Raw genomic sequence first — 23,550 nt, 5'->3', positions numbered from 1 at the left:
CCGCGATGCTGCGCACCATCTTGATGCGAACGTGCGAATGACGTCGTGGGTGGTCGATGGCAGAGCTTGTGGATTTCACCAGCGAGGCTTTTTTGCGTGACCCACAGGCGGGCGTCGCGCAACTGCGCGCCGTCGGCCCTGTGGTAGCAACAAAGTTTCCCATTCTTGGCCGGCTCTGGGTCACCACGACCTATGAGGCGGCGGCGCGCGTGCTGAAGGACAGCAGGACCTTCACGCTGCGCAAGGAGGGTGGCTCGCTCGTCGGCTTGCCCTGGTGGATGCCGAAGTTAATCGGGGCACTCGCCAACAACATGCTCACAATGGACGAGCCGGATCACACGCGGCTGCGCGACATTGTCGACGAAGCGTTCCGTCGCCGAGCCGTGATGGACATGGAACCACACATCCGCGCCATCGCCGATCGCCTCGCCGATGAATTGTTTGCGGCGGGAAGTCCCGCCGATCTGGTGCAGCGTTATGCGCGGATGTTGCCGCTTGCGGTGATCTGCGAACTACTCGGCCTGCCGTCGGCCGACCGGCCGAAATTCATCGCCTGGGCCAATTCAATCGCGAATCTCACCAACGCGTTCGGCCTTCTGCGGTTGATCGGCGGAATGATGAAGATGCGGCGCTATCTGAAAGTGCGTCTGCAGGTCGCCCGGGAACAGGGCGGCGAAGGATTGATTGCCGAGCTTGTGCGGGTCGAGAAGGAAGGCGGGCGGATCACGCCGGACGAAATGGTCTCGATGGTGTTTCTCTTGCTGGGGGCGGGCTCCGAGACCACCACCCATCTGATCAGCGGATCGGTGTTCGAATTGCTGAAAGATCCTGCGCGGCGTGATTGGCTGGCGGCGGATTGGAGCCGCGCTGGCCTTGCGGTGGAAGAATTTTTGCGCTTCGTCTCGCCGGTGCAATTTTCAAAGCCGCGCTATGTGCGCCATGACGTCGATGTGGACGGCGTGAAATTGAAGAAGGGTGATCGGGTGATGGCGATGGTCGTCGCGGCCAATCTCGACCCGCAGGCGAACGATGGCCCCGAACGCCTCGATCTCGAGCGGCGGCCAAACCGGCATCTCGCGTTCGGGACGGGAATACATTTCTGCCTCGGCCACCAGCTTGCGCGGATCGAAGGAATGTGCGCGCTGCAGGCGCTGTTCACGCGCTGGCCGAGGCTGAAGCTGGCGGTTGAACCCGCGCAGATTCATTGGCGGAAACGGCCGGGCATTCGCATGATTGCGGAGTTGCCGGTGGTGGCTGCCGGGTGAGAGCGCGGTTGGCTGGGGAACTAGGATTCGAACCTAGACAAACAGAGTCAGAGTCTGTTGTGCTACCGTTACACCATTCCCCATAAACCATTGATATTACATCGTTTCTTGTTGAAACTTTTGCAAATGCTTCGCAAATGGTCCCGATCATATAACTGCACCGGTGGTTTCGGTCCAGCCCTTGTTGAATCGCCCTCGAAACAGCCTGCATCTAGCGGTTTTCGTAGGCTTTGCTGCGTTATCCTCGGACATAGCATTGTTCTTTCCATTAGCTGACTCTGATTAAGCGTCAGCGCGGCTTGGCTAAGAGAACGAAAATTGCTCCGGTCGGTGGTTCGAGTCGCTCCCCCCGCTACCACGGCCTCGATCTTCTACGCCAAACTACGATTTCCCACGATTTCCATCGATTGGTGGTCGCGCTCTCCGACAGTTCATGGGCGGCGCTTCTCGAACTCGAAGCGTCCTTCAAGTTCTGACAGCGGCGGGTGGGCAGAAGCGATCCAACTCGATGTCGCCCAGGTCCAAAGGTCCACACCTTTGTCGCCGATTTCACGGCTCCTTACAAATCGGTGCCGGCGTCGGCGGCACCGGATGATCCTTCTTGTACTGAGCAAGGATCGGCTCGAGAGCCGATCTTGACCAAAATTTCGGTGACCTGATTTCTTTCAAGCAGGATCGGTTCCAGTATAGCCCTCGGCGCGATGGCAACTCGTCAGCCGCAACCGCCTGCGCGATGGCGTCGATGTCGTGTGATTCAGGATAAATGTAGACCGTGCTGGGATTGTCTTTCATCAACGCGATGACTTGCTCGGCGTCTGATGGCGACCAACTGGTGCAACCATTGCTGCGGCCTGCAGAGTAATCGACCAGTGTTCCAAATGGAACGTAACCGTCATGACTTGCGTAGGGGCTGCGCGGATTCCTTCGAAGACATACTCCCTTTAGTGATACGGCCGCGTGTCCACCGATCGCGCGCTCTCTGGCATTCGCGGTCTCACCTTCACCGTCAAACTGAACGAACGAGCGTATGAGGATCGCGTCTTGCTTTGCTGAAGCGCGGTAATAGCCTTTGACGGAAGTCTTCGTCTCGGCTGTCACATAGGCGCCACCGGCTGTCAGGTTGGAATCGATCGCATTGCCGAAGTTCTTCGCGCACCGCTTCCCATTTGCAGTATCCGCGATGCCTTTCAGATCGCGACCGCTGCCATGACCTGCTGAAACTGCGCGAAACGACCCGTCGGCCTCGCAGATAATGTAGAACCGGCGCCCCAAATTGCCTTCACTTGCATAGTTGGGCCGCGTAGCGTCCATGGCGAAGTAACAGGGATTTCTGACTGTGCCTGCACGCACCTTTTTCAGGTAGAGCGCGCGAGCTCTCTCCAAGACCACGGGTGCGATTTGACCTTCGCTGTCGCCGACATGGGGTTGCAACCAGGCCGGCACGGCCGATGACTGGCTCACCGCAAAAGCTGGGTCCGAACTGGACAAGACAGTCATGCTGACGAGGCCGACAATGTTCAGAAGGTGCACTCTTGACTGCAACGCAACAGCTCTCTTGTCCACGTATCTTGCACTCGGCTCGGATGTCGCCACGCTCTGCAAAGGCCGCGTTGGTTCAGATCAGCTGCTAATCGTCATGAGTCTGACCTGACCCGCCGACCGCAACAATGTTGAAGGGTGTCCCGCCGAGGCGGATTTCACCGGCCTTGGTGAGGCTCATTGCGTCGACGAGCGAAACGACGCCTCTTGCCGGATCAGTCACAGCGATCTTGTCACCAGCGACTGCCAGCCGCGGTCGCGGATCATTCCAATGACCATCCATGGAATAGGGCTCGGTCACTCGTAGCGATCCGTCGAGCTTTCCGGCGATAACGTCCAATCGGTGCAAGCGTCCATCCTCGGTAAAGATGTACGCGAATTTTGCTCGGACTGGATCCACGGAAAAATCCACCCGCCGCATTGGCAATGTCACGAGGCGAAACGGCTCCGCTTCAGTCGGCTCCATCAGAACGACCTTGTCCGCCCCGTAATTGCCAAGGAAGTATTGCAAGCCTCGTCCGCCAAGCATGGTGGTCGTCTTGCCGCTTGGCAGCGCGGCGGCGTAGGGAAGGTGCTTAACCTGCGGCGCGGACCCATCCATGCTGGCAACGAGAAGTCCGGTAGCGCAGCTGAAAACAAGGACGTTTCCTGATGTTGCTTCGCCGTGCAGGTCCGGGCACGAATGAACGCCGCCGATTTGCGCACCGGACTTGTCGACGATCTTAATGCCAATGGGCAATGCATCTGAGTTCTTGACGTTAGGCTCGGAAAGGAGCGTGTAGCGATCACTCGCAACCGCTACCCCATGGTGAGGCATCCCCGGTGCGGTTTCGCGCAGAACAGACTTCGATTCCAGGATCATCCTTTCGGATGCGATTCGAGCGCGGCCCTCGCCGTCGAAGAAGATCGCGATCTCACCACCATACTCGACCACGTGCGATGGCTGCTTGCCCGCGATCTCAAGGCCAAGCAATCGCGGCGCCTTGACTTTGATGTCGCCGTGATCGCCATGATCGTCAAATGATATGCCACTATCAATCGCTGTGACCACGTCCGCACCTCTCTGCACGGCAAGGACCGTCCGTCCGGTCTTGCTGCGGTAGAGACGAGCTGGCGCTTTGGTTGCATAGGTTTCGATCTTCTCCTGCTTGAGGAGATCGATGACATTCACAATTGGCTCGGAATGGTCGGAGACGAACAGGCGCCACGCCGTCTTCTCGCCAGCCAAAGCAGCGCAGTTGAGGGCGATTGTGGCCAGAAGGACAACGATGGTACCGGATTGAACTCTGGTCATCGGATCTTTCCTCTCAAAGCAGCGTTCGCATTCCGAATAAGACGCGTTCGATCAGGGGACATCAGGCGCGATGGCCTTCCGGATTGTCGAGGCGTTGTGCTTCATCATGTCAACGTAGGTGGCCGCCGGCCCGTCGGGGCGGGACAGAGCATCGGAGTAGAGCTCTCCGCCGACCTTCGACCCCGTTTCCGCGGCAATTCGCTGCACGAGACGGGGATCGGTGATGTTCTCCACGAAGATCGCGGCGATCTTGTCCCGTTTGATTTGCCGGATGAGACTGGCGATGTCGGACGCTGGGGCCTCGGCGTCTGTTGAAACGCCTTCTGGCGCGAGAAATGTCAAACCGTATTCGTGAGCGAAGTAGCCGAATGCGTCATGCGCGGTGATGACAACGCGCTTGTGGGGCGGGATGCGTGCGATCGTCGCTCTGATCTCTTCATCGAGCACGCTGAGAGTTGCATCATAGGCTTTGGCATTTGTCTCATACGTCGTGCAGCCGGGTGGATCGATCGAACAGAACGCGTCTACGATATTTTTGACGTAGATCCGGGCATTCGGAACCGCTTGCCACGCATGGGGATCATAGTCGCCGTGGTGATGGTGATGGCCAGATCGCTCGCGGTTGTGCGCCTGCTCAGTGCTCTTGAGCGGCTGGACTCCTTTCGTAAGCTCGACAACCGGCGCCTTTGTTCCACTCGCTTCGATAAGACGTCTCAAGAAGCCTTCGAACTGAAGGCCATTGACGAGTACGATGTCGGCGGCAGCAATCGTTCGGACGTCCGCGGGCCTGGGTTCGTAAACGTGGGGATCGCCGTTTGCTCCGACGAGTGACCTGACATCGATACGGTCCCCGCCCACATGACGTGCAAAGTCACCAATAATCGAAAAGCTGGCGACCACATTGAGCTTCTTGGTCGACACGGCACCAGCAGCAAGCGGTGATAGTGAGACGAGTCCCGCAAGCACGACCGTTCTTAACGTCTTGATAATCGCGTCCATCCGATGCTCGCCTCAGCCTGAACTGTTACAGCCGAATATGTAATGTTATAACATAACAACCACATCGGAGAGCAGGGCGTGCTCCTCCGTTTGGGACTTGGTCATGAACGATCCTGGGTGTAATGTTGTAACAGCACAATACCTGTTATACTGTTACACCGTCAAGGTGAACGGAATGCGTCGCAAGCCAGATCCGCGCGGAACTCGCGCGCACGAAGAGACGCATGGTCACCCCGTCGATGGCGATGCAGTTGAGTCTCGCGCCCGCTCGTACGCAGTATCGAAAGGGGTGCCGTTCACGCCGATGCGCCAAAGCGTGCTTGCCTTGCTTGCGGCGTCCGGAAAGCCGATGAGCGCCTACGAGATCGCAGAGAAAGTGAGTGACGCGCGAAAGCTCAAAGCCGTGCAGGTCTACCGTGCGCTCGAATTTCTGCAGGAGGCAGGGTGCGTCCATCGGCTGGCGTCCCGCTCGGCCTATTTCGCCTGCGATCATCTGCACGGAGAAGGCGAAACGGTTGTCTTCATGGTTTGCGCGCAATGTGGCGCGGTTCAGGAGGCGGCCTCCGAACTGGTGGCGCGCGGCTTGCGGGGCGCAGCGAAAACAACCGGCTTCAGGCCCCGCCATCCGATGATCGAGGTGGAGGGCGAGTGTGCGGAATGCGCGGGTACGCCCGAACGCTAACCATGGCTTGTGGCAGGATCGGTCAATCTCGCGGCTAGGTGTAAGGAGTACTTGCCGGCGAGCAGCGGCAAGCGTCATACCCTGTCTCGGCTTCACTGCAGTTGTAGATAGCTTTGGCGACTCTCTGTACCAGAGGTGTCCTGATCGGAAACGCTTTGGACCGTTATTCGATCGATCCGCGGGACGAGCGCGCAAGCGCGAGGCCGCCAAGCACGGACGCGAGCGCCAGCATCAACATGGCCCGCCACCAGATGCTCCAGTTGATTTCGCTTGCCGGTATCTCAATCCAATGCCACCGGGGCAATGATGACAGGTCACGCATGGTCATGGCGCGGCTCTCCTGGATCCTGGGAGAGAAATACTGCCGCCATTCGTTGTGAAAAGCCTCTGTCTGATCCTTGAAGGCGAGGAAACGGTGTGAATCGGTGCCGGCGATAGAGGTCAGTGCTTCATTGACGAGCATCGCAGGCGATAGCAAGCTTAGCCTGTCGACAAGTTTTTGCTGTTGCAGCAGTTGCTGATCAAAACGTTTCAAAAGCGGCTCGATTCGTTCGTCGACTTTTTGCTTGGCCAGAAAAAATGCACGCATGCGCGAAGGCACTTCGATACGTTCATTTTTTACCAGCAGCGCTTCCGGATCGGAGGCATAGCGATAATCCGCGCTATAGAGGTCCTCGTATTCGCGCAATGATTCGGCGGTTGCGACGCGCGTGCGGTTGGCCAACTCGGTGCGGGAGGGGGCCGGGCTAACCAATCCCACGGCAAGGTTCATTGTCACCGGCAAGATGAGCACAAGAATCGTCCAGAGTGCCACCATGATCAACGCATTGGTCGAAGATGAGAGGCCAACGGTGTTGACCAAGGCCGCGACCGCGAACCAGAACAAGGTATACGCCGCCACCAGCGCCGACCACGACAGCATCAAGACCAGTTGCTCCGCACCGCGGGCTTCGGGACGGATCAAAAGCAGGACCACGAGCGGCAAGGGAATAACGATCGCCAGCAGCGCAAGCATGCGCACGACGACTTTCCCGGTCATCAAGGTTGCGATGGAAACCGGTTGCGAACAGAGCATGCGCAAGGTGCCATGTTCGCGCTCTGCCGACAGCAGGTTATACCCGAGCGTCGTAACCAGCAGAGGCAGCACGAATATGATAACGAAAGCGAGATCGAAGTGTCCGCTGAGCAGATTCCAGGGATTTTCGATTTCCGTGTCGTACATGAACTGAACTTTGCTCAAATAGGTGATGCGGTAATAATTGGGCATCATGTCCGACTGACCGATCGCCAGCGCCGCGAGTGGTGCGTTGGGCATTGTGGCGTAGCGCCCGGACAAGGTGCCGGCCATGGCAGCGGGGTTCGCGGGATTGGAGAACGGTATCAGCGCGGTCTGGCCAGCGAGAACGGATTGGAGCGTCCCGCTATTTGCCGTGTGGACCTCTTGTTCGTGTTTGAGGACCTGACTGACCATGCGGTCGCGGAGCGTTGCTTGCGCCAGTCCCACAAATAGTCCGTAACCCACCATGAGAGCCAGAACACAACACACCAACAGCAGCGTGCGATCGCGGACAAGGATGCGGGCCTCGTGCAGTACGATCAGCGACAAGGTGGAGAGCGGGCGAGGGTGCATTGTCTTCATTCAACTGCCTAGCGCATCAGCGGACGGGAGAGCGCAAACTGCGCGAGCGCGACGGAGAGGCAGAACATGACGGCGAGCAGTGCAAGGCTCGCCCAATGGTGCGCCAAGGCAAACGACACAGACGGAAGTTCATACTTGAATTGCGGCACGGTTGCCCACAGCTCGGGGCCAGCCTTGTAGGTGAAATGCGCATTGCCCAAGCGATCGGCGTGTTCGATCAAGTCCTCACTGACAATGTTCTGAATCTTTCGCCGTTGGGCTTCGGCTGCGGTTGAGAAGTCGCGGTGTTGGGAAAAGTCTGTTCCCGCCAGGCCCATGGAGAAGCCGCGCAGTGCAACGACCGGGGCAACAAGGCCGACCCACTCTTGCGCGCGTTGTTGACGCTCGAATGTGTCCCAAAGCCTGCCGAAGTTTTCATCAAGTGCGCCGTAACCCGCCTCGTCATCGACTTTCAGCGCCGCGCCCCACTTGCTGAGCGGAACCGATGGATCCCACGGCGTTCGCGCACCGAAATGGGTCGACCAGGCCTTGCGGCCAGCGTCTGCCACGTCGTGCGCGAGTTGATTGTCAAAGTCGAGCCGGGACGGCGTGGGATGGAGCAAATTCGTCGCTTCGGAGGCGGTGCGCGGAGCAATCAGCGTTGCGGCGACCCAGAAGCCCAGGAGTAAGACCAGGGCGGTCCGCGACGAACGCGCGAGGGCTGATACCGCCAGGGTCAGAAACACGAAAAAGCCGAGATAGAGGCCGTATCCCGCCGCGAGCCACGCAATCCGATAGACCACGTCCACGCGCTCTCCAGCGGGAAGGCGAGCAACGATGAGTACTGCAAACGCAAGGCCGACTGGAGCAATCAGAATGCCAACGCAGCTCGCGAGCGCCGCCGCTTTGCCGTAAAGAAGGCTCCGCGTGGGCGCGCCCAGGCTGAGAAGCTGGCGCAACGTTCCGCGTTCGCGCTCGTCGCTCACAGAGTTGAAGCCGATGACGATAATGAGCAGGGGAAGCAAAACCTGAAGAAGCCAAGCTGGCGATAACTCGCCGAATCGCTGCAAGCCGGTTGCATCCTGGGCCGGCCGGAACTTGACTTCGCTCTGGCGATGCGCCTGTAGCCAGACGGTCGAGCCAACAAATGGCCCAATGCCGGGATCGAAGACGGCAAGCGATGGTTCAGGCTTGAACACGTGCATGCCCTGTTCCGCCGCATCGTGCGGGTGCCGATAGCCTTGGTGAAGCCAGGCGTCATAGTCGAGGGCTTGGCCTGCCGACCGTTCGCTATTCAGCTGAACCTGCCGATTCCATCCGGCCGCCAGAGCCACCAGCATGAGGATGACGACCAGCCCTCCGGCCCAGAGCAGACGCCCGTCGCGGGTCAGCACGCGAAGATCTTTGGCGGCGATGATTGCGAACACGTCAACTCTTCATGTGCTTGAGGTACAGCGCTTCAAGATCGGCATGGCTGACCTCCTCGCTCCTGAGTTCTTCCACCAGCCGCCCTTGCTTCATGATGCCGATGCGGGTCCCGGTCTGCTTCGCGTGGAAGAGATCGTGTGTTGTCGTCAGGACGGTCACGCCGTCATTGCTGGCCTTGACGAGAAGCTCCGAGAACTCGTTGGCCGCGGACGGGTCAAGTCCTGAGGTGGGCTCGTCGAGCAAGAGGGCTTTGGCATTCTTGGCCAGTGCGATGGCAATTCCCACCTTCTGACGCATGCCTTTCGAGTAGGTCGCGACCCTGTCATCGGCTGCTTGGCGAGGCAGACCTGCCGCCTCGAGCAGTTCAAGCAACCGCTGCCGCGGCAAATGCTGTCCGATTGCGAGTGAGGAGAAGAATGCCAGGTTTTCCAGACCTGAGAGCACGCCATAGAGCGTGACCTGTTCGGGGATATATGCAAGGAGCCGCTTCGTCTCCAATGGGTGACGCACGACGTCGAGCTTGCCGATTTGCAGGCTGCCGGATGTCGGCTGTAGAAAATTCAGGAACAGATTGACCAGCGTCGTCTTGCCCGCGCCGTTCGCCCCCAAGAGGCAATAGATCTCGCCAGGCAGGACGCTGAGCGAGACATTATCCAGGGCACTCTTGGCGCCAAACTGCTTCGTCACTTCAATCGCATCGAGCATGGTTTCTCGTACACCTCCACTGGCCACGTCGGCCGCTCATCGAAGGTGGCCTCGTTCGGCACGCCAGCAAAAGAGAGTGGTGAATTCGGCTTTTCACGCTCTGCGGTCGCATGGCGAGGCTCGTTGGGCTGCCTTGACGAATGTAACGTTATAACATTACATGTCTCTTGTGAAGCCTTGATGTGGTTGAGGCGGTTCGCGGGGTGGGGGCAAGCGTGCGTTACCTGTCGTGTTCGGTTTCTCTATCAGCTCTTTTGGCAGGCGTGCTGCCTTTTGGCTTGGCAGAGGCGCAAGCTCAGACGCCTTCGTCATCATCCAACCAGCCGGCGAGTTCGCTGCCGCCTATAACCGTTGACGCGCCGCAGCGGCGACCAACGGCGAGAGTGGCCACGCGGTCGAATTCGCAAAGAGGCCGTATCTCTCGGACAAACAGAAATCCGCGACCCTCAACCATCGCCGAGGCGTCACCGCATTCGCAAGGGCAACAGCAGGTGCCGGCGACGCCGCTGAACACAAATGTAGTTACGCCCAGCGCGAGCCGGCTAGGGCTGCCCCCTCGGGAGATTCCCGCAACCGTCGAGGTCGTCGGAGCGGAAACGATCCGGGAGCAGGGCTACCACACCACGATCGACACGGTGAAAGGCGCAACTGGCGTGACCGCCAGCGACGCGCCGAACGACGTGTCGTTCTCCATGCGCGGTTTCCAGGGCGAACAGGTCAACGTGACCTACAATGGCGTCAATATCGGCCCGACGGGCTTCACGGCGCTGACCATGGAGACGTTCAACCTCGATCGGGTTGAATTTCTCAAGGGGCCATCGTCCTTGATGTCGGGGCAGGGCGCGGTCGGCGGTGCCATCAACTATGTCACCAAGGCGCCTCACACCGGACCGATCAGGAATGAAGCGTTTGTCGGTTTCGACTCGTTCGGCAGTGTTCGCACCGGCGTTGGCTCAGGAGGCAGCACCAACATCCAGGGCCTCGACTACCGGTTCGACATCAGCCGATCTGTGCAGAACGGCTTCATTGATGACACCGACACAAAGAATCTGCACGTATCTGGGCAACTGGATTATCGCCTCACGAATGCGTTCAAGGTTTTCGTCGCGACCGAATACAAGGACTACAATGCGCGGGTCTATGAAGGCACGCCGCTGGTCCCGGTCGCTTTTAGCGGTCCTTTCGCGACCACGGGCATCGTGTCCGGAACGAAAGTGTCCGATTATAACGGCACCAATCTCGGGCCTGTCACCATCGACAGCCGTACGCTGAAAACGAACTATAACGTGCTCGACAACCACAAGACCATCAAGGAGTCGTGGGCGCGCGGAGGATTCGAGTGGGATCTAACGAGCAACGTCACCCTGAGAAGTCAGGTCTATAACTACAATGCCAGCCGCGACTGGTACAACAACGAGGTGAGCGCTTTCAACGCCGCCACCAACCTGGTCGATCGCGAGCGGTTCTATGTCCATCACAACCAGAACCTGGTCGGCAACAATACGGATCTCACGTGGAATTCGCATCTATTCGGCATGGAAAACCGCCTCGTCACGGCGCTCGAATTCTATCACCTGGATTTTTCAAGACCCGGTGCGGCAAACTTTCCTTCTGATCAAGTGACGCTGGTCGATCCCTTTCGTGGCTATTATGGTTTGCTGACGACGCAGCGACAGACCGCAACCATCGACAGCTTTGCGATCAATCTCGAAGACCGGCTGAAGGTTACGCACAACTTCGCGCTGATCGGCGGTCTCCGCTACAATCCCTTCCAGCTCGATCGGACGTCAACCGACGTCAACGGTGTCAGCACGGCCGGTTTCCCTTACACCACAAGCTGGCAACCTGTGACCGGCCGCATCGGATACACGTGGGAAGCGATTCCGGGGACGACGTTCTACAGCCAATATGCGACGGCGAGCGACTTGTCGGTAGGCAGCATCTTCCTCTTGAGCCCGACGCAGCCGCTGACCTTGACGTCGGCCCGCAGCTACGAGACCGGTGTCAAGAATCTGCTGTGGAACGGTCGCGCCGAATGGACCTTCTCGGCTTTCGACATCGAGCGCAGCAATGTATATTCGGCGCAGGCTGGCCAACGCCTCAACATCGCTGGAAAAGTCAAATCGCAGGGCGTGGAGTTCGCTGCGGCAGTGCGTCCGACCCCTGAGCTCAAGTTCTGGGGCAACGTCGCGTATGTCCACGCACGCTATGCCGACTACGAATTCACGGGCGGATCGTTCTCGGGAAATACCCCGCCGAATATTCCTGCCGTTGTCGTGAACGGCGGGGCCTCGTATCGTTTCCTTAATCCGGGTTGGCTGCCGGTCGAGCTCGGCGTTTCGGTTCGTCATGTCGGCGACCGGTATAGCACCGATGCCAATACGGTTAAGCTACTCGCCTATACGACCGCGGATGCCTTCGCCTTTATCGACATTCCGAAGTCACCGACATTCCCGAATTTTGACAGCACGCGCGTCACCTTCCGGGTACGTAACTTCACCGATGCGAAGTACGCGGCATGGAGCTCTCCATTCTATCCAGATCAGATCTTACTGGGGGCACCGCGGACCTACGAAGTCGGGGCGTCCTTCAAATTCTGATGGTGGTTCGCCCGTTGCGGGTCCTGGTCCTTATCCATCGCTGGCTGAGCATCCCGCTGTGCTTGCTGTTCGTGATGTGGTTTGCATCTGGGATCGTGATGCACTTTGTGCCATTTCCAGCGCTCACCGAAGCTGAGCGCTTCGGAGGATTGTCCGTCTTCGACGTTTCCAAGGTGAGGCAAAGTCCCGCCGAGGCTGTCGCGGCGAGCACGCTCAAAGGCGTCACGCGGGTGCGTCTGTGGCAGCGCAGCGACGGTCCCGTGTACCTGGTGTCGACTGCCTCCGGCATGAAAGCCCTGCATGCTGACGATCTGCGCGCGGCCGATATCGGCTCCGAGAAAGTGGCACTCGCAATCGGGTCCGAGCATGCGCGCTTGCGCGGCTTGAATCCTGCTGCGGCCACTTTCGTGGAACTGGCGGAATATGATCAATGGACGGTCCCGAACAGTCTCGACGGACACCGACCTCTCTATCGCATTGCTCTGAACGATGTTGCGGGAACCGAGCTGTACGTCTCGTCACGCACCGGCGAGATCGTGAGAGATACGACGCGCAGTGAACGCGCATGGAACTACGTTGGAAGCGTCGTCCATTGGATCTATCCGAGTGTGCTGCGCAAGAACTCGATGGCCTGGAACGTCACGGTCTGGTGGTTGTCCCTTGCTGCCGTCATCGCGGCATTGTCGGGCCTCATGGTAGGCCTGTTTCGTCTCAGGCGCGTGCGAGACCGTATCGTATCTCCCTTCCGAAAATGGCATGCTTGGCATCACTGGCTCGGATTGGCGTGCGCTGCGTTCGTGATGACGTGGATTGTTAGCGGATGGCTATCGATGGACCATGGCCGTCTCTTTTCCACCGGCGTGCTTACCAGATCGGAAGCCGACCGGATCGCCGGGACGCCGGCATGGCTCGAACTGACCGCGACAGTGCCCGCATCGCTTTCACCGGCTACCCGTGAAATCGAGTGGTTCACTTTCGGCGGCCGCATCCATCAACGTAATCGAACGGGAGTTGCCGCGCAGCAGCTTTCCGTCGTCGTTCCAGCGTCTGCTTCACCGGCTTCCCCGTTCCTGCAAGCCGATCAGATCAATGTCGTGATCTCGCACGCTGTCGGTAGCTGCTCGGGCACTTCGGCTGTCGCGCCAGATGACCATTACTTCCGTGCATCCGAAGTTGCATCGGCTCCCGTATATCGGTCCATATGCGGGGAGGTTTGGTACCAAATCGATGGTGCTAGCGGCGCCAACCTGGAAAAGCTTGATGCGCAGCGTCGAACCTATCGCTGGCTATATCGCGCGCTGCATACTTTCGATTTTCCTGCCTTGATGGCGCGCCCCAGCCTGCGGAGCGCGATTATTGTTGTTCTATGCGCGTTTGGAGCAGCGTTCAGCATCACCGGAATGGTAATCGCCTGGCGGCGACTGAGACTTGAATTTCGCTGGCCGCTTCGAATGGCCCGCCTGCCCATGCGCTGCAAAGGCAGAGACCACAATCAATCGTGATGGGCCCCCGAGGGTTGTTGCGCGACTTAATGTAATGTTATAACATTACGCATCGGGACGATTTGATTGCGGGCAATGAAGATAGACCAGCCGATTCCGGTGACGATCCTCACGGGCTTCCTGGGCTCGGGGAAATCCACGCTCCTCAATGCGCTCTTGGCGAGCGAGGCCTTTGCAGACACCGCCGTCATCATCAACGAGTTTGGCGATATATCCATCGATCATGACCTTGTTCGCGTGAACAAGCGCGAGCTGATGGTGACAACGACAGGCTGCCTCTGCTGCACAGCTGCCAGCGACATCAGGTCTTCCCTGTTCGAACTTTACGACGCTGTGGAGAGCAAGGCTGCCCCGCCGTTCAAGCGCGTGATCGTCGAGACGACCGGGCTTGCCGATCCCGCTCCGATCATCAATCAGATCACACCGGGCGGTCTTCCGGCGGTCGGGTATCGGGACCATGTCGTCGCAAGATGCTTTCGACTGTCCGGCGTCGTCTGCGCAATCGACGTTACCATGATCGAAGAGACGATGGAGCGGCACTTCGAATGCATGAAGCAGGTGGCGTTTGCGGATAGTGTCGTGCTGACCAAGACGGATCTTGGCGCAGAAGCCGCCGCGGCTCCCGATCTCTCCGGCCTGCTGCCGAAGATCCGGCAGATCAACGCTGCCGCGGCCATCGTGGACCGTCACGGGAACGACTTCAATCTCGCAGCGGTCTTTGCTCCGCGTCGCTACGTTCCCTCCGAACAGGGGGCCGATGTCGAGGGGTGGTTGGCCTTGGAGGTGGCGTTGGCCCAGCAAGGGCAAACTCACAACGATGCCACAGGCGCGAGCCGCCATGCGGCGGCTGGCATCCAGAGCCTGGCATTGCTCGAAAGCCGGCCCGTATCGCCGCGAAATCTCGCCACATTCATTGAACTGCTCAAGGCCGTAGGCGGTCCGCAATTGCTCCGTCTGAAGGGGCTTGTCCGGCTGGAGGACGATCCGGAGCGGCCTGTCGTCGTGCACGGCGTTCAGCATGCGATTCAACAATACCGGCTTCCGGCCTGGCCCTCGGACGATCGTCGCACGCGAATGGTCGTCATCGCTCATGGCCTTGATGAAGCGGTCGTCAAGAATCTGTTCACGGCGATAACAGGCATTTCAGCGCGCGCAAAGGCGCAATTGGTGCTGACGGTCGCGGGTCTGAGCGTTCTCGGCTTTGCGCTTGTCGCAGGGCTATTGCTGTTGCTTCACGAGCGCGCCACCGCCCGGTTTGAACCCCCGCCTGTGATTCAGAACGCAACGAGACCTCAACGCTGAAAGGGCCAAGCATGAACAATGTGATTTCACAAACACCGGTCACCGTCCTCACCGGGTACCTGGGGGCAGGGAAGACGACTCTGCTGAATCGTATCCTGACCGAGACCCACGGCAAGCGTTATGCGGTGATTGTGAACGAGTTTGGCGAGGTCGGAATTGACAATGATCTGATCGTCAATGCGGACGAAGAAATATTCGAAATGAACAACGGGTGCATCTGCTGCACGGTGAGAGGTGATCTCATCAGGATTCTCGAAGGACTCATGAAGCGGCGCGGCAAGTTTGACGGGATCATCGTGGAGACCACCGGGCTTGCTGATCCGGCGCCCGTGGCGCAAACCTTTCTTGTAGATGACGACGTTCGTCGCAACACGAAACTTGATGCCATCGTCACGGTCATCGACGCAAAGCACCTCCTTGGAGAGATCGACCAGGCGCACGAAGCGCAAGAGCAGATCGCATTCGCCGACGTTGTCTTGCTCAACAAGACCGATCTGGTCTCGGAGGCGGACCTTAAGCTCGTCGAGGCAAGGATTCGTTCAATTAATCCCTATGCGATGATCCATCGCACCGAACGTTGCGCCCTTGACCTCGAGAAAGTCCTGGATCGGAATGCGTTCGATCTCAACAGGGTTCTTGAATTCGAGCCTGGCTTTCTCAGTGAAGCTCACGACCATGAGCACGACAGTCACGTAAAGAGTCTGTCATTGATGACGCAGACACCTCTCATTCCTGAGAAGTTTTTCCCCTGGATGCAGGAGACCGTTCGTCAGTTCGGGACCGATATTCTGCGGCTGAAGGGCATCATCCAATTCCAGGACGATCCCGATCGATTTGTTATTCAGGGAGTGCACATGTTGCTCGAAGGAGACCATCAACGCCCCTGGAAACCCGATGAGCCGAGAACAAGCCGCCTGGTCTTCATCGGGCGCGATTTGCCGGAGGACGTCTTGAAGGCAGGCTTTGAGCAGTGTCGGGGCTCAAGTCACTGATTGAAGGCACGGGTGATGCACCAAGCTTGCAGCATGGCAGCGGAGTTTGTCCGTTGTCACGCTGAGGCTGACAGCCTCGCAAATCCATTCGGACGCCAGAAGCATGCCAAAGATTGCCTTACCTATGGGGCGGCGGGTCCAAAGAATCGGCTATCCTCAGGCAGTTCAGGAATTAAAGCTGCAGACGCAGAAGCTGTTGGGCTTGTCGAATGACGTGACTATCTCGGTTAGCGAGTTGACCTGTCGAGAGCCAGGATGTCCCGATGTGGAAACCGTCGTCGCGATCTTGAGAGACGGGGAAAAGCCAATAATTGCAAGAATCCACAAATCGATTCCCGACGTCACTCTCGATGAACTGAAAGAAGCGCTTGATCTGAGACTTCGTACCTAGAGCGCGCTTTCACGGACATTTCACCGGGATATTGTTGGCGAAAAGTTTCCCCGAAGCTGCTCGATGCATCGAGCGGAGCGTTGTCGAGTTGGCCGAGCCGCAACTGTTCGGCCGGAGTCGGCTGAGCGGCAGATCGAAGGTCAGCAGAACTCCTTCAAGGACTCTACGTTCAGTTGGACGAGCGAGGCCAGTTCCTCGCGCGTAAACTGGCCTTTCTTCGCATGCGCGGCTCGACACCGAAGCTCTTGGACGCCTCGACGCAGTTCGCTCCCAGATTTCGCCGCGCCTGATCCTCCGTGGAGGGCTGTTTTTCATTTGGAAACGGCTGCCAACCTATCGGAATTACTTGAGCGACTTTTCAGCTTTTTTAAATGCGCCCTGAAATCGTTGGATAATCAAACTGATTTTGATTCCGCCATTCGGGCGTCCGACCCGTCCGGCTGCAGCCAGCACTTAAAGCGGTGAGTTCGTTATTAGATCAGCTCTTTCGGGGCTAAATTTTAAGGTGCGTTTGGAAAGCACTGCAGCGTCGGTTCTTTCCCTCTGCGGGCGAGAATGTTGTCAGCCGTGATGGTCCCGTTGCGAGGATAACGTGGGATGGCGCGCGTCGCGCGGGGCTGGCCGTTGGGACGGGTCGCGACTAAGCTTGGGCTTCAAATCCACCAGATCGATGAAAGCGTCGGCCTGACGCCGAAGTTCATCGCCGATCATCGGAGGATGGGTGGCAATGGTTGAGACGACAGTGACGCGAACGCCTCGACGTTGGATCGCCTCCACCAATGGGCGGAAGTCGCCGTCACCTGAGAACAGAATCATCTGATCGATATGCTCGGCAAGCTCCATGGCATCAACAGCGAGTTTGATGTCCATGCTGCCCTTCATCTTGCGATGGCCGCTGGTGTCGGTGAACTCCCTGGTTGTTTTGGTTACCACCGTATAGCCGTTGTAGTCGAGCCAATCGATCAGGGGCCGGATCGATGAATATTCCTGATCCTCGATGATCGCGTTGTAGTAGAACGCCCGAAGTATCGTGCCGCGAATTTGGAACTCCTTGAGCAGTCGCTTGTAATCCACATCGAAACCAAGCGTCTTGCTGGCCGCATAAAGATTGGGGCCGTCGATAAGTAGCACGATCTTGGTACAGCAAGATGACATTCAAACAATGGCTCCCAGGTCGGACAGCAAGGCATTAGAGACATCAGTTCACGTTGTGTGTTTCGCGCGGCCGGCCGACGCGGCGTAAGGGCCGCGCAACCCCGTCACCGTGCCCAGAGTTCTTTGACCGCTGTAAGACTGCCGGCCGCGCGCCGAACCTTTCCGGCGAGCCGCGGATAGCGTCGCAGTCTCTCCACGGCGTGGTCGCGCAACACATAGGGCACGCCGCGCCAGGAAAGGGCGATACCGACATCCGTCAACGGAAGAGGTTGCGCGCCAAAACGCCGCTTGTAATCGTAATTGCCGATGCTGAAATCAAAGTGCCGCACACCTTGCCCGTGCAAGGCGGCCATCGTCCGCTCGATGCAAAGCCGGCTCGGTGAGAAATTGGACCACTGCTCTCCGGCGTTGGTGTTCCGCAGCATAGAATAGTGCGGGCCGTGCCTGAATCCCAGGGTGGTGGCCACGACGCCGTCGTCGCAGATCAACGCCGAAACCACGGCGTAGCCTTCCGCAAGACCGCGACTGACGACGTCGCGATAGAACTTCGCGCGACGGGGTTCGTCGAGAACGAATTTCTTTCCCAACTGCTTCATGCGCTTGTGCTGTTGGCGATCCATCACATCGAGAATCCGCAGCGCTTCGTCGACGGTGGTGGCGATTTCAAATCGGGCTCCGGGGTGGCGGGTGAAGACGCGCCAGCACCGCGGCATCTGTATTCTGCGGATCGAGGCGCGATAGACTTCGAAATCATCGCCGAGTTCGACGAGATTGCCGTTCACCGAGCAGGGTCGGGCGCCCTCGATCTCCGCCAACGGATTGGGACGCCCGCGGATTTCAAGCGGCATCTTTTTCAGCCGGATCAGGTCGGGACGATCAGGCAATTGGCGCAATGCCGCCAGCAGCGCGGAACCGATCGTGTGCAGGCTTGCGGCAACATGCGGCGCGTTGGATGCCAGTATCGGCGCGTTGTAGTCGCTCAGGCCCAGATCCGCGAACTCGATCGAGCGAACGCCGTGTTGATTGCGGCACACCAGCGGAACGAGTGCGACATCGCGCTGCGTACTCGTGTCGCTGATGATGGCAATCACGGGATCGACGGTGTCGAAGGCGCGATACCACGCATCGAGCCAGTGCCTGTGTTGAAAGACCGTAGCGTCGCCGCCGTTGCCCCAGCGCGCCGAGGCTTTGGTCCAGTCGCGGACAAACTCTACGCGGAACGACGCGGCCTGCTTCCCAGGCTCTGGAACAGCCAACTTGGCCATGCTTCTTACTCACCGCTAAATCGATTGCGCTTGTCTCCGACGGGCGATCGTGATGATGCCGTCTGCCTCCGTGTCGTAGGAAAATCGCCGTCGCGTGGCGCAGCAGTGAGATATCCGTGCCGGCGCGCTCCGGAGGGAGGAATCTAACCGACCGCGCCTGCGGGGTCGGCGGCGCAAAGGTGGATGTTGATGAGCAATGCGCTTCCGGGCGAGGTACCTCCGAAGTAGAACTCTTGACCTAGTTTGCAGTCAGGTATCTTCGCATCGATGACGATCGTGTCACGTCGCCCGGCTTCGTCGACACCGAACTGACCGGATCTTGGACGACGACGGCCGCCAACGTGTCGCCGGCCAAAGCGCTTCGCGCCGCTTGTCCAAGGCCGACGATGTTGCTTCTGCTTCCCTCGGTGTAGTCCTTAAGAGCAGCCGCAGAACGGAATAAAACGTAATAAGGGAGAAGGGGCGAACGCCCGTGCATTGGCCCATGAGCGAAGCATCGCTCGTGATGAATAGTGAATCGACCGTGTCGACAAGATGAAGACGGCCCGTAACGCGGCCGACGCGGTAGCGGAGAATGGTGACGGCGACGTCGGTTAACGAGCCATGCCGCCGATCTCCGGCTACCCCGCAAATGCTCTTCGCTGGCGTTCAGCGTCTTCTACCGCTCGCGCAAAGACTCCTGCTTGTATCGTGCCAGCGGCGAGAGAAGGTAGCTGATGATGGTTCGCGAGCCTGTCTTGATCTCGACCGTCACCGCCATTCCCGGCCCTAGCTTGACGAGTTTCTCATCTATCTGCATGGCCGCACGGTCGAGCGAGACACGAGCGGCATACTCCAGTTCCTGACCTTTCGGTTCACTGCTGCTCGTCGTCGCGCCCATTGCCCGATCATTCGAAGGGCCCTGCTGCCTGTCGCGGGTGATGGCGTCAGACGAAACGCTGAGCACTTCGCCATGAAGAAGCCCATAGCGCGTGAAGTTGAATGTATCGACCTTGATCTCCGCTTTCTGGCCCGGTTGCACGAACCCGATATCGCGGTTGGAAAGCATGGCCTCGATCTCGAGTTGGCTCTCGCTCGGAACCACCACGGCGAGCGCCTGAGCAGGAGTCACCACGCCTCCGACGGTATGAACAGCGAGTTGCTGCACGACGCCATCGACGGGCGCGCTCAAACGCTGGAGTTTGGTGCGCCGTTCTGCCTTGATCACCTCCTGCGCCGCGCTCGCAGTTTTCTGCTCGGCTTTCGCGAGTGCGTCATAGGTCGTGCGCCGATACTCCGCGGCGGTTCTTTCCCTGGTTTCCTTCAGCAATGACAGGGCGGCATCGGCTTCGCGCAGCCGGCTCTGCTGTAGAACGAGGTCCTGCTGAAGCCCGACCAGTTCCTGGTATTCGGAGAGGTAGACGACCTTCGAAGCCAGCGCCTTGTCGACCAGATTCTTGCGGATGTCCACGCGCTCCTGCAGCACCGGTATTGTCGCCTGGAGCTTGGCGACGCTCGCCGAAGTGGTCGCCCGTTCAGCTTCCTTCTGCCCCTGTTGCCGTTCGATCTCCGCGAGCTTGGCGTTCTGTTCGGCGCGCTGGCTGATCAGGAACTGGCGATGCATCTCGACCTCAGCGGCGCTCGCGCTCTGCGGCGGCCGGAAGGCGGCAAGCGGATCCTCTACGAGCGCGGCGCGCAGTCGCGCCACATCGAGTTCGGCCGCAAGGAGATCGCTCTTCTGGCGGTCGTTGTCGGCTTCCGTTATCGTCGGATCGAGTTCGATCAGAACGTCGCCGGCTTTTACGGTCTGCCCGTCGCGGACGTGGATAGCGCGGACGACACCCGTCTCGAACGGCTGGATCAGCTTGGTGCGCCCGCCCGGTACGATCTTGCCGGTTGCGGAGGCGACGATATCGACGCTGCCGAGCGACGCCCACAGTAGTGCGATGCAGAAGATCGCAATGATGCTCGCGCCGATCGCCCGTCCAATCGGCGAAGGCGGGGTTTCAGTGATCTCGAGCGCCGCCGGCAGGAACGCGATTTCGTGCTCGCGGCGGCGAGCTGGCGGAGCCGGATTTCTCGGAAACGGGACGATATTGCGGCTAGCGGACGTCATGGATACCGGCCTGTAGATAGTGGAGGTTTGCGTAACGGCCGTTCGACCGGATCAGCTCATCATGGCTGCCGTCCTCGACGATGCGGCCATGCTCGAGCGTGATGATCCGGTTCGCATTGCGCACCGTCGAGAGCCGGTGAGCGATGACGAAAACGGTCCGGCCGGCGGCAATTCGCTTCATGTTCTGCTGGATGGCCCGCTCGCTTTCGTAGTCGAGTGCGCTGGTCGCCTCGTCGAGGATGAGGATACGCGGATCAGTAATGAGCGCGCGCGCGATCGCGACACGCTGGCGTTGCCCGCCCGACAGGCTGCTGCCGCGTTCGCCGACGATGGTGTCGTAACCCTCGGGCAGTTCCAGGATGAAGTCGTGGGCGCCGGCGAGCGATGCCGCCTCGATAACGCGCTCCATCGGCATGGCGGGGTCAGCCAGCGCGATGTTCTCGCGGATCGAACGGTTGAACAGCACATTCTCCTGCAGAACGACGCCGATCTGGCGCCGCAGCCAGGTCAGGTCCACCATCGCGAGATCGACGCCGTCGATCAGCACCCGTCCGCTCTCAGGCACATAGAGACGCTGGACCAACTTGGTGATGGTGCTCTTGCCCGAGCCGGACGAGCCGACGATGCCGATGACCTGCCCGGGTTGGACATTGAATGACACGTTGTGCAGCACCTCGGGACCGCCAATGCGGTAGCGGAACGTCGCATGCTCGAACGTGACCTGGCCACGGATCGGCGGCAGTGCGGCGCGGCCGGGATTGAAGCTCGGCTCCGGGATAGTGTTGAGGATGTCACCGAGACGATCGATCGACAGGCGGGCCTGATGGAAATCCTGCCACATCTGGGCGAGACGCAGCACCGGCGTGCTCACACGTCCGGCCAGCATGTTGAATGCGACGAGTTCACCGACGGTGAGATCGCCGCCGATCACAAGTCTGGCGCCGAAGTAAAGCGTTGCCGCTATGACCAGCTTGTTGATCATCTGGACCGCCTGGCTCGCCGTATTGTTCAGGCTAAGCACGCGGAAGCTCGCGCCTACATAGCCGGCGAGCTGCTCCTCCCACCGGCGCTGCATCTGCGGTTCGACCGCCATGGCCTTCAGTGTCTCGACGCCGGTTACGCTCTCGACCAGGAAGGCCTGATTCTCGGAGCCCCGATTGAACTTTTCATCGAGGCGCCGGCGAAACAGCGGCGCAGCGCCAACGGAAATGCCGATGTAGAACGGGAATGACGCTAGAACGATCAGCGTCAACGTCGTCGAGTAGTAGAACATCACTGCAAGGAAGACGACGGTGAACAACAGATCGATAACGAGCGTAAGCGCTGAGCTCGTCAGGAATTGACGGATATTCTCCAGCTCGCGGACGCGTGCGACGGAATCGCCGACCCGGCGGGCCTGGAAGTATGCGATCGGCAACGCCATCAGGTGACGAAATAGCCGGGCGCCGAGCTCGACGTCGATACGGTTCGTGGTGTGCGCGAACAGATAGACCCGGAGCGTTTCGAGAACGGCCTCAAACACCGTCAGCGCCACAAGACCTATGATCAGGACGTCGAGCGTACTCATGCTTCGATGCACGAGCACCTTGTCGATGACCACCTGGAAGAACAACGGTGAGATGAGGGCGAAGAACTGAAGGAAGAACGAGGCGACCAGCACCTCGCCGAGAAGACGGCGATATTTGTGGACCGCGCCGACAAACCAGCCGATATCGAAGCGGCGGGAGAGATCGGTCAGGGACGCGCGTCGCGCCATCAGGATGATGTCGCCGTCCCAAATCGCCTCGAGCTCTGCCTGCGTCATTGCTTCGGGCTGGGGAGACAATGGGCGCTGAACAAGAAGCTTGTCATCGACGACTTTGCCGAGGATCAGGAAGCCGCCGTCGCGCAGCAGGGCGATCCCGGGCAGCGGAGTGACGGCAAGTCTGTTCCAACTCGTCTTCTGTGCTCGCGCCTTGAGCCCGAATTCCTTCGCGCAGCGCAGGATCTCGGTAACACCTAGCGGCGCCGCACCCATGCGATGCCGGATCTGTTCAGGGTCGGCCGCAATGCCGTGGCAGCGTAACAGGATTGCCACAGCCACGAGCCCAGATTCGTCCTCGCTCTGAGGTACGATGCTCACGGCCTCGGCGTCGGATCTGGCCGCCTGGAAGGCCATATCGCTTCGTTCGCCGAAGCACGCGCGCATCAATGTATCGCGGGCATGCGTCACGATATCGCGGGCGCGCGTTACGGGGGCGACGGCGCGCCGCGCCAGACCACGTACGGTGACACCCATGTCAGCGAGGGCTTGAAGCATCTGATTGGTGACGTTCTGCGATCCCGTCAGGATCAAACGACCGTCCCAGATTTCCTCGAATTCCGTGCGCGTCATCAGCTCCGGACGCGACGCGGTCGGACGCAGCACGAGCGCCCCGTTGTCGTCGACTTTGCCAAGAAGCAGAAACCCGCCGTCACGCAGCGATGCGATTCCAGGAAGCTGAAAGCTCGCAAGTCGCGTCCAACGTGTTGTTTGCGAACGAGCCTCGACTCCAAACTGGCGCGCGCAGCGAAGCAGGGCGCGGATACCTACTGTGCTGCTTCCACAGCTATCGCGGAGCTGATCGGGTTCGGTGTGGACGCCATGAAGGCGCAGGAACAGAGCCAAGGCTCGAAGCCCATGGTCTGCGGCGTGGGCATTCCCATTCTGCATCGCCATAATGTTTTAACTCAACTCCT

The 23,550-nt window shown here is 59.3% G+C and carries 17 protein-coding genes and 1 tRNA gene; 7 read left to right on the top strand and 11 right to left on the bottom strand.

Annotation, left to right across the window (positions count from 1 at the left end; all coding sequences use genetic code 11):
- Positions 1-56 precede the first annotated feature (56 nt).
- A complete protein-coding gene (locus V1292_RS29255) occupies positions 57-1,265 on the top strand; it encodes a cytochrome P450 (RefSeq protein ID WP_334376034.1) in 1,209 nt (402 codons plus the stop codon).
- Positions 1,266-1,274: 9 nt separating this feature from the next.
- Here V1292_RS29255 and V1292_RS29250 read toward each other — a convergent pair.
- From V1292_RS29250 to aztC, 4 genes are all read right to left on the bottom strand, one after another.
- A tRNA-Gln gene (locus V1292_RS29250) sits at positions 1,275-1,348 on the bottom strand.
- A 466-nt stretch (positions 1,349-1,814) separates the two neighbouring features.
- Positions 1,815-2,762: a hypothetical protein gene (locus V1292_RS29245; protein ID WP_334377202.1), complete on the bottom strand. Its 948-nt coding sequence runs from the start codon at positions 2,760-2,762 to the stop codon at positions 1,815-1,817.
- A gap of 130 nt (positions 2,763-2,892) precedes the next feature.
- Complete coding sequence (gene aztD, locus V1292_RS29240) at positions 2,893-4,098, bottom strand: zinc metallochaperone AztD (RefSeq protein ID WP_334376033.1); 1,206 nt, start codon at positions 4,096-4,098, stop codon at positions 2,893-2,895.
- A gap of 51 nt (positions 4,099-4,149) precedes the next feature.
- Positions 4,150-5,088: a zinc ABC transporter substrate-binding protein AztC gene (gene aztC, locus V1292_RS29235; protein ID WP_442895636.1), complete on the bottom strand. Its 939-nt coding sequence runs from the start codon at positions 5,086-5,088 to the stop codon at positions 4,150-4,152.
- Positions 5,089-5,200: 112 nt separating this feature from the next.
- Here aztC and V1292_RS29230 point away from each other — a divergent pair, with 112 nt between their 5' ends.
- Entirely contained in the window at positions 5,201-5,779 is a 579-nt protein-coding gene (locus tag V1292_RS29230) for a Fur family transcriptional regulator (protein WP_334376031.1), read from the top strand.
- Between the two features lie 163 nt (positions 5,780-5,942).
- On the opposite strand, the gene V1292_RS29225 is transcribed toward V1292_RS29230, so the two are convergent.
- From V1292_RS29225 to V1292_RS29215, 3 genes are read right to left on the bottom strand one after another with little or no spacing between them, the layout of a single operon-like run.
- Positions 5,943-7,418 carry a DUF3526 domain-containing protein gene (locus V1292_RS29225; RefSeq protein WP_334376030.1) on the bottom strand — a complete coding sequence of 492 codons (1,476 nt, stop codon included), beginning with the start codon at positions 7,416-7,418 and terminating at the stop codon, positions 5,943-5,945.
- Positions 7,419-7,426: 8 nt separating this feature from the next.
- Entirely contained in the window at positions 7,427-8,824 is a 1,398-nt protein-coding gene (locus V1292_RS29220; protein ID WP_334376029.1) for an ABC transporter permease subunit, read from the bottom strand.
- 1 nt (position 8,825) lies between these two features.
- Positions 8,826-9,530 carry an ABC transporter ATP-binding protein gene (locus V1292_RS29215; protein WP_334376028.1) on the bottom strand — a complete coding sequence of 235 codons (705 nt, stop codon included), beginning with the start codon at positions 9,528-9,530 and terminating at the stop codon, positions 8,826-8,828.
- A 215-nt stretch (positions 9,531-9,745) separates the two neighbouring features.
- Here V1292_RS29215 and V1292_RS29210 point away from each other — a divergent pair, with 215 nt between their 5' ends.
- From V1292_RS29210 to V1292_RS29190, 5 genes are all read left to right on the top strand, one after another.
- Complete coding sequence (locus V1292_RS29210; protein WP_334376027.1) at positions 9,746-12,130, top strand: TonB-dependent receptor domain-containing protein; 2,385 nt, start codon at positions 9,746-9,748, stop codon at positions 12,128-12,130.
- A gap of 14 nt (positions 12,131-12,144) precedes the next feature.
- Positions 12,145-13,632 carry a PepSY domain-containing protein gene (locus tag V1292_RS29205; protein WP_334376026.1) on the top strand — a complete coding sequence of 496 codons (1,488 nt, stop codon included), beginning with the start codon at positions 12,145-12,147 and terminating at the stop codon, positions 13,630-13,632.
- Positions 13,633-13,707: 75 nt separating this feature from the next.
- On the top strand, positions 13,708-14,934 hold the full coding sequence (locus V1292_RS29200) for a CobW family GTP-binding protein (protein WP_334376025.1): 1,227 nt from the start codon (positions 13,708-13,710) through the stop codon (positions 14,932-14,934).
- 11 nt (positions 14,935-14,945) lie between these two features.
- Positions 14,946-15,926, top strand: coding sequence for a CobW family GTP-binding protein (locus V1292_RS29195; protein WP_334376024.1), 981 nt, complete (start codon positions 14,946-14,948; stop codon positions 15,924-15,926).
- 103 nt (positions 15,927-16,029) lie between these two features.
- Positions 16,030-16,317: a nitrate reductase gene (locus tag V1292_RS29190; protein ID WP_334376023.1), complete on the top strand. Its 288-nt coding sequence runs from the start codon at positions 16,030-16,032 to the stop codon at positions 16,315-16,317.
- Positions 16,318-16,878: 561 nt separating this feature from the next.
- Here V1292_RS29190 and V1292_RS29185 read toward each other — a convergent pair.
- The 4 genes from V1292_RS29185 to V1292_RS29170 form a co-directional block, all read right to left on the bottom strand.
- Positions 16,879-17,472 carry a LabA-like NYN domain-containing protein gene (locus V1292_RS29185; RefSeq protein ID WP_334376022.1) on the bottom strand — a complete coding sequence of 198 codons (594 nt, stop codon included), beginning with the start codon at positions 17,470-17,472 and terminating at the stop codon, positions 16,879-16,881.
- A 104-nt stretch (positions 17,473-17,576) separates the two neighbouring features.
- Positions 17,577-18,737 carry a GNAT family N-acetyltransferase gene (locus V1292_RS29180; protein WP_334376021.1) on the bottom strand — a complete coding sequence of 387 codons (1,161 nt, stop codon included), beginning with the start codon at positions 18,735-18,737 and terminating at the stop codon, positions 17,577-17,579.
- A 658-nt stretch (positions 18,738-19,395) separates the two neighbouring features.
- Positions 19,396-20,832 carry an HlyD family type I secretion periplasmic adaptor subunit gene (locus V1292_RS29175; protein WP_334376020.1) on the bottom strand — a complete coding sequence of 479 codons (1,437 nt, stop codon included), beginning with the start codon at positions 20,830-20,832 and terminating at the stop codon, positions 19,396-19,398.
- Entirely contained in the window at positions 20,819-23,530 is a 2,712-nt protein-coding gene (locus tag V1292_RS29170) for a type I secretion system permease/ATPase (protein ID WP_442895571.1), read from the bottom strand. The genes V1292_RS29175 and V1292_RS29170 overlap by 14 nt, the downstream gene beginning before the upstream one ends.
- Between the last annotated feature and the right edge of the window lie 20 nt (positions 23,531-23,550).

The organism is Bradyrhizobium sp. AZCC 1719 (assembly GCF_036924525.1).
Lineage (GTDB): Bacteria > Pseudomonadota > Alphaproteobacteria > Rhizobiales > Xanthobacteraceae > Bradyrhizobium.
Note: the sequence above shows the minus strand (reverse complement) of the source record. Positions and strands in the feature narration are given on the sequence as shown.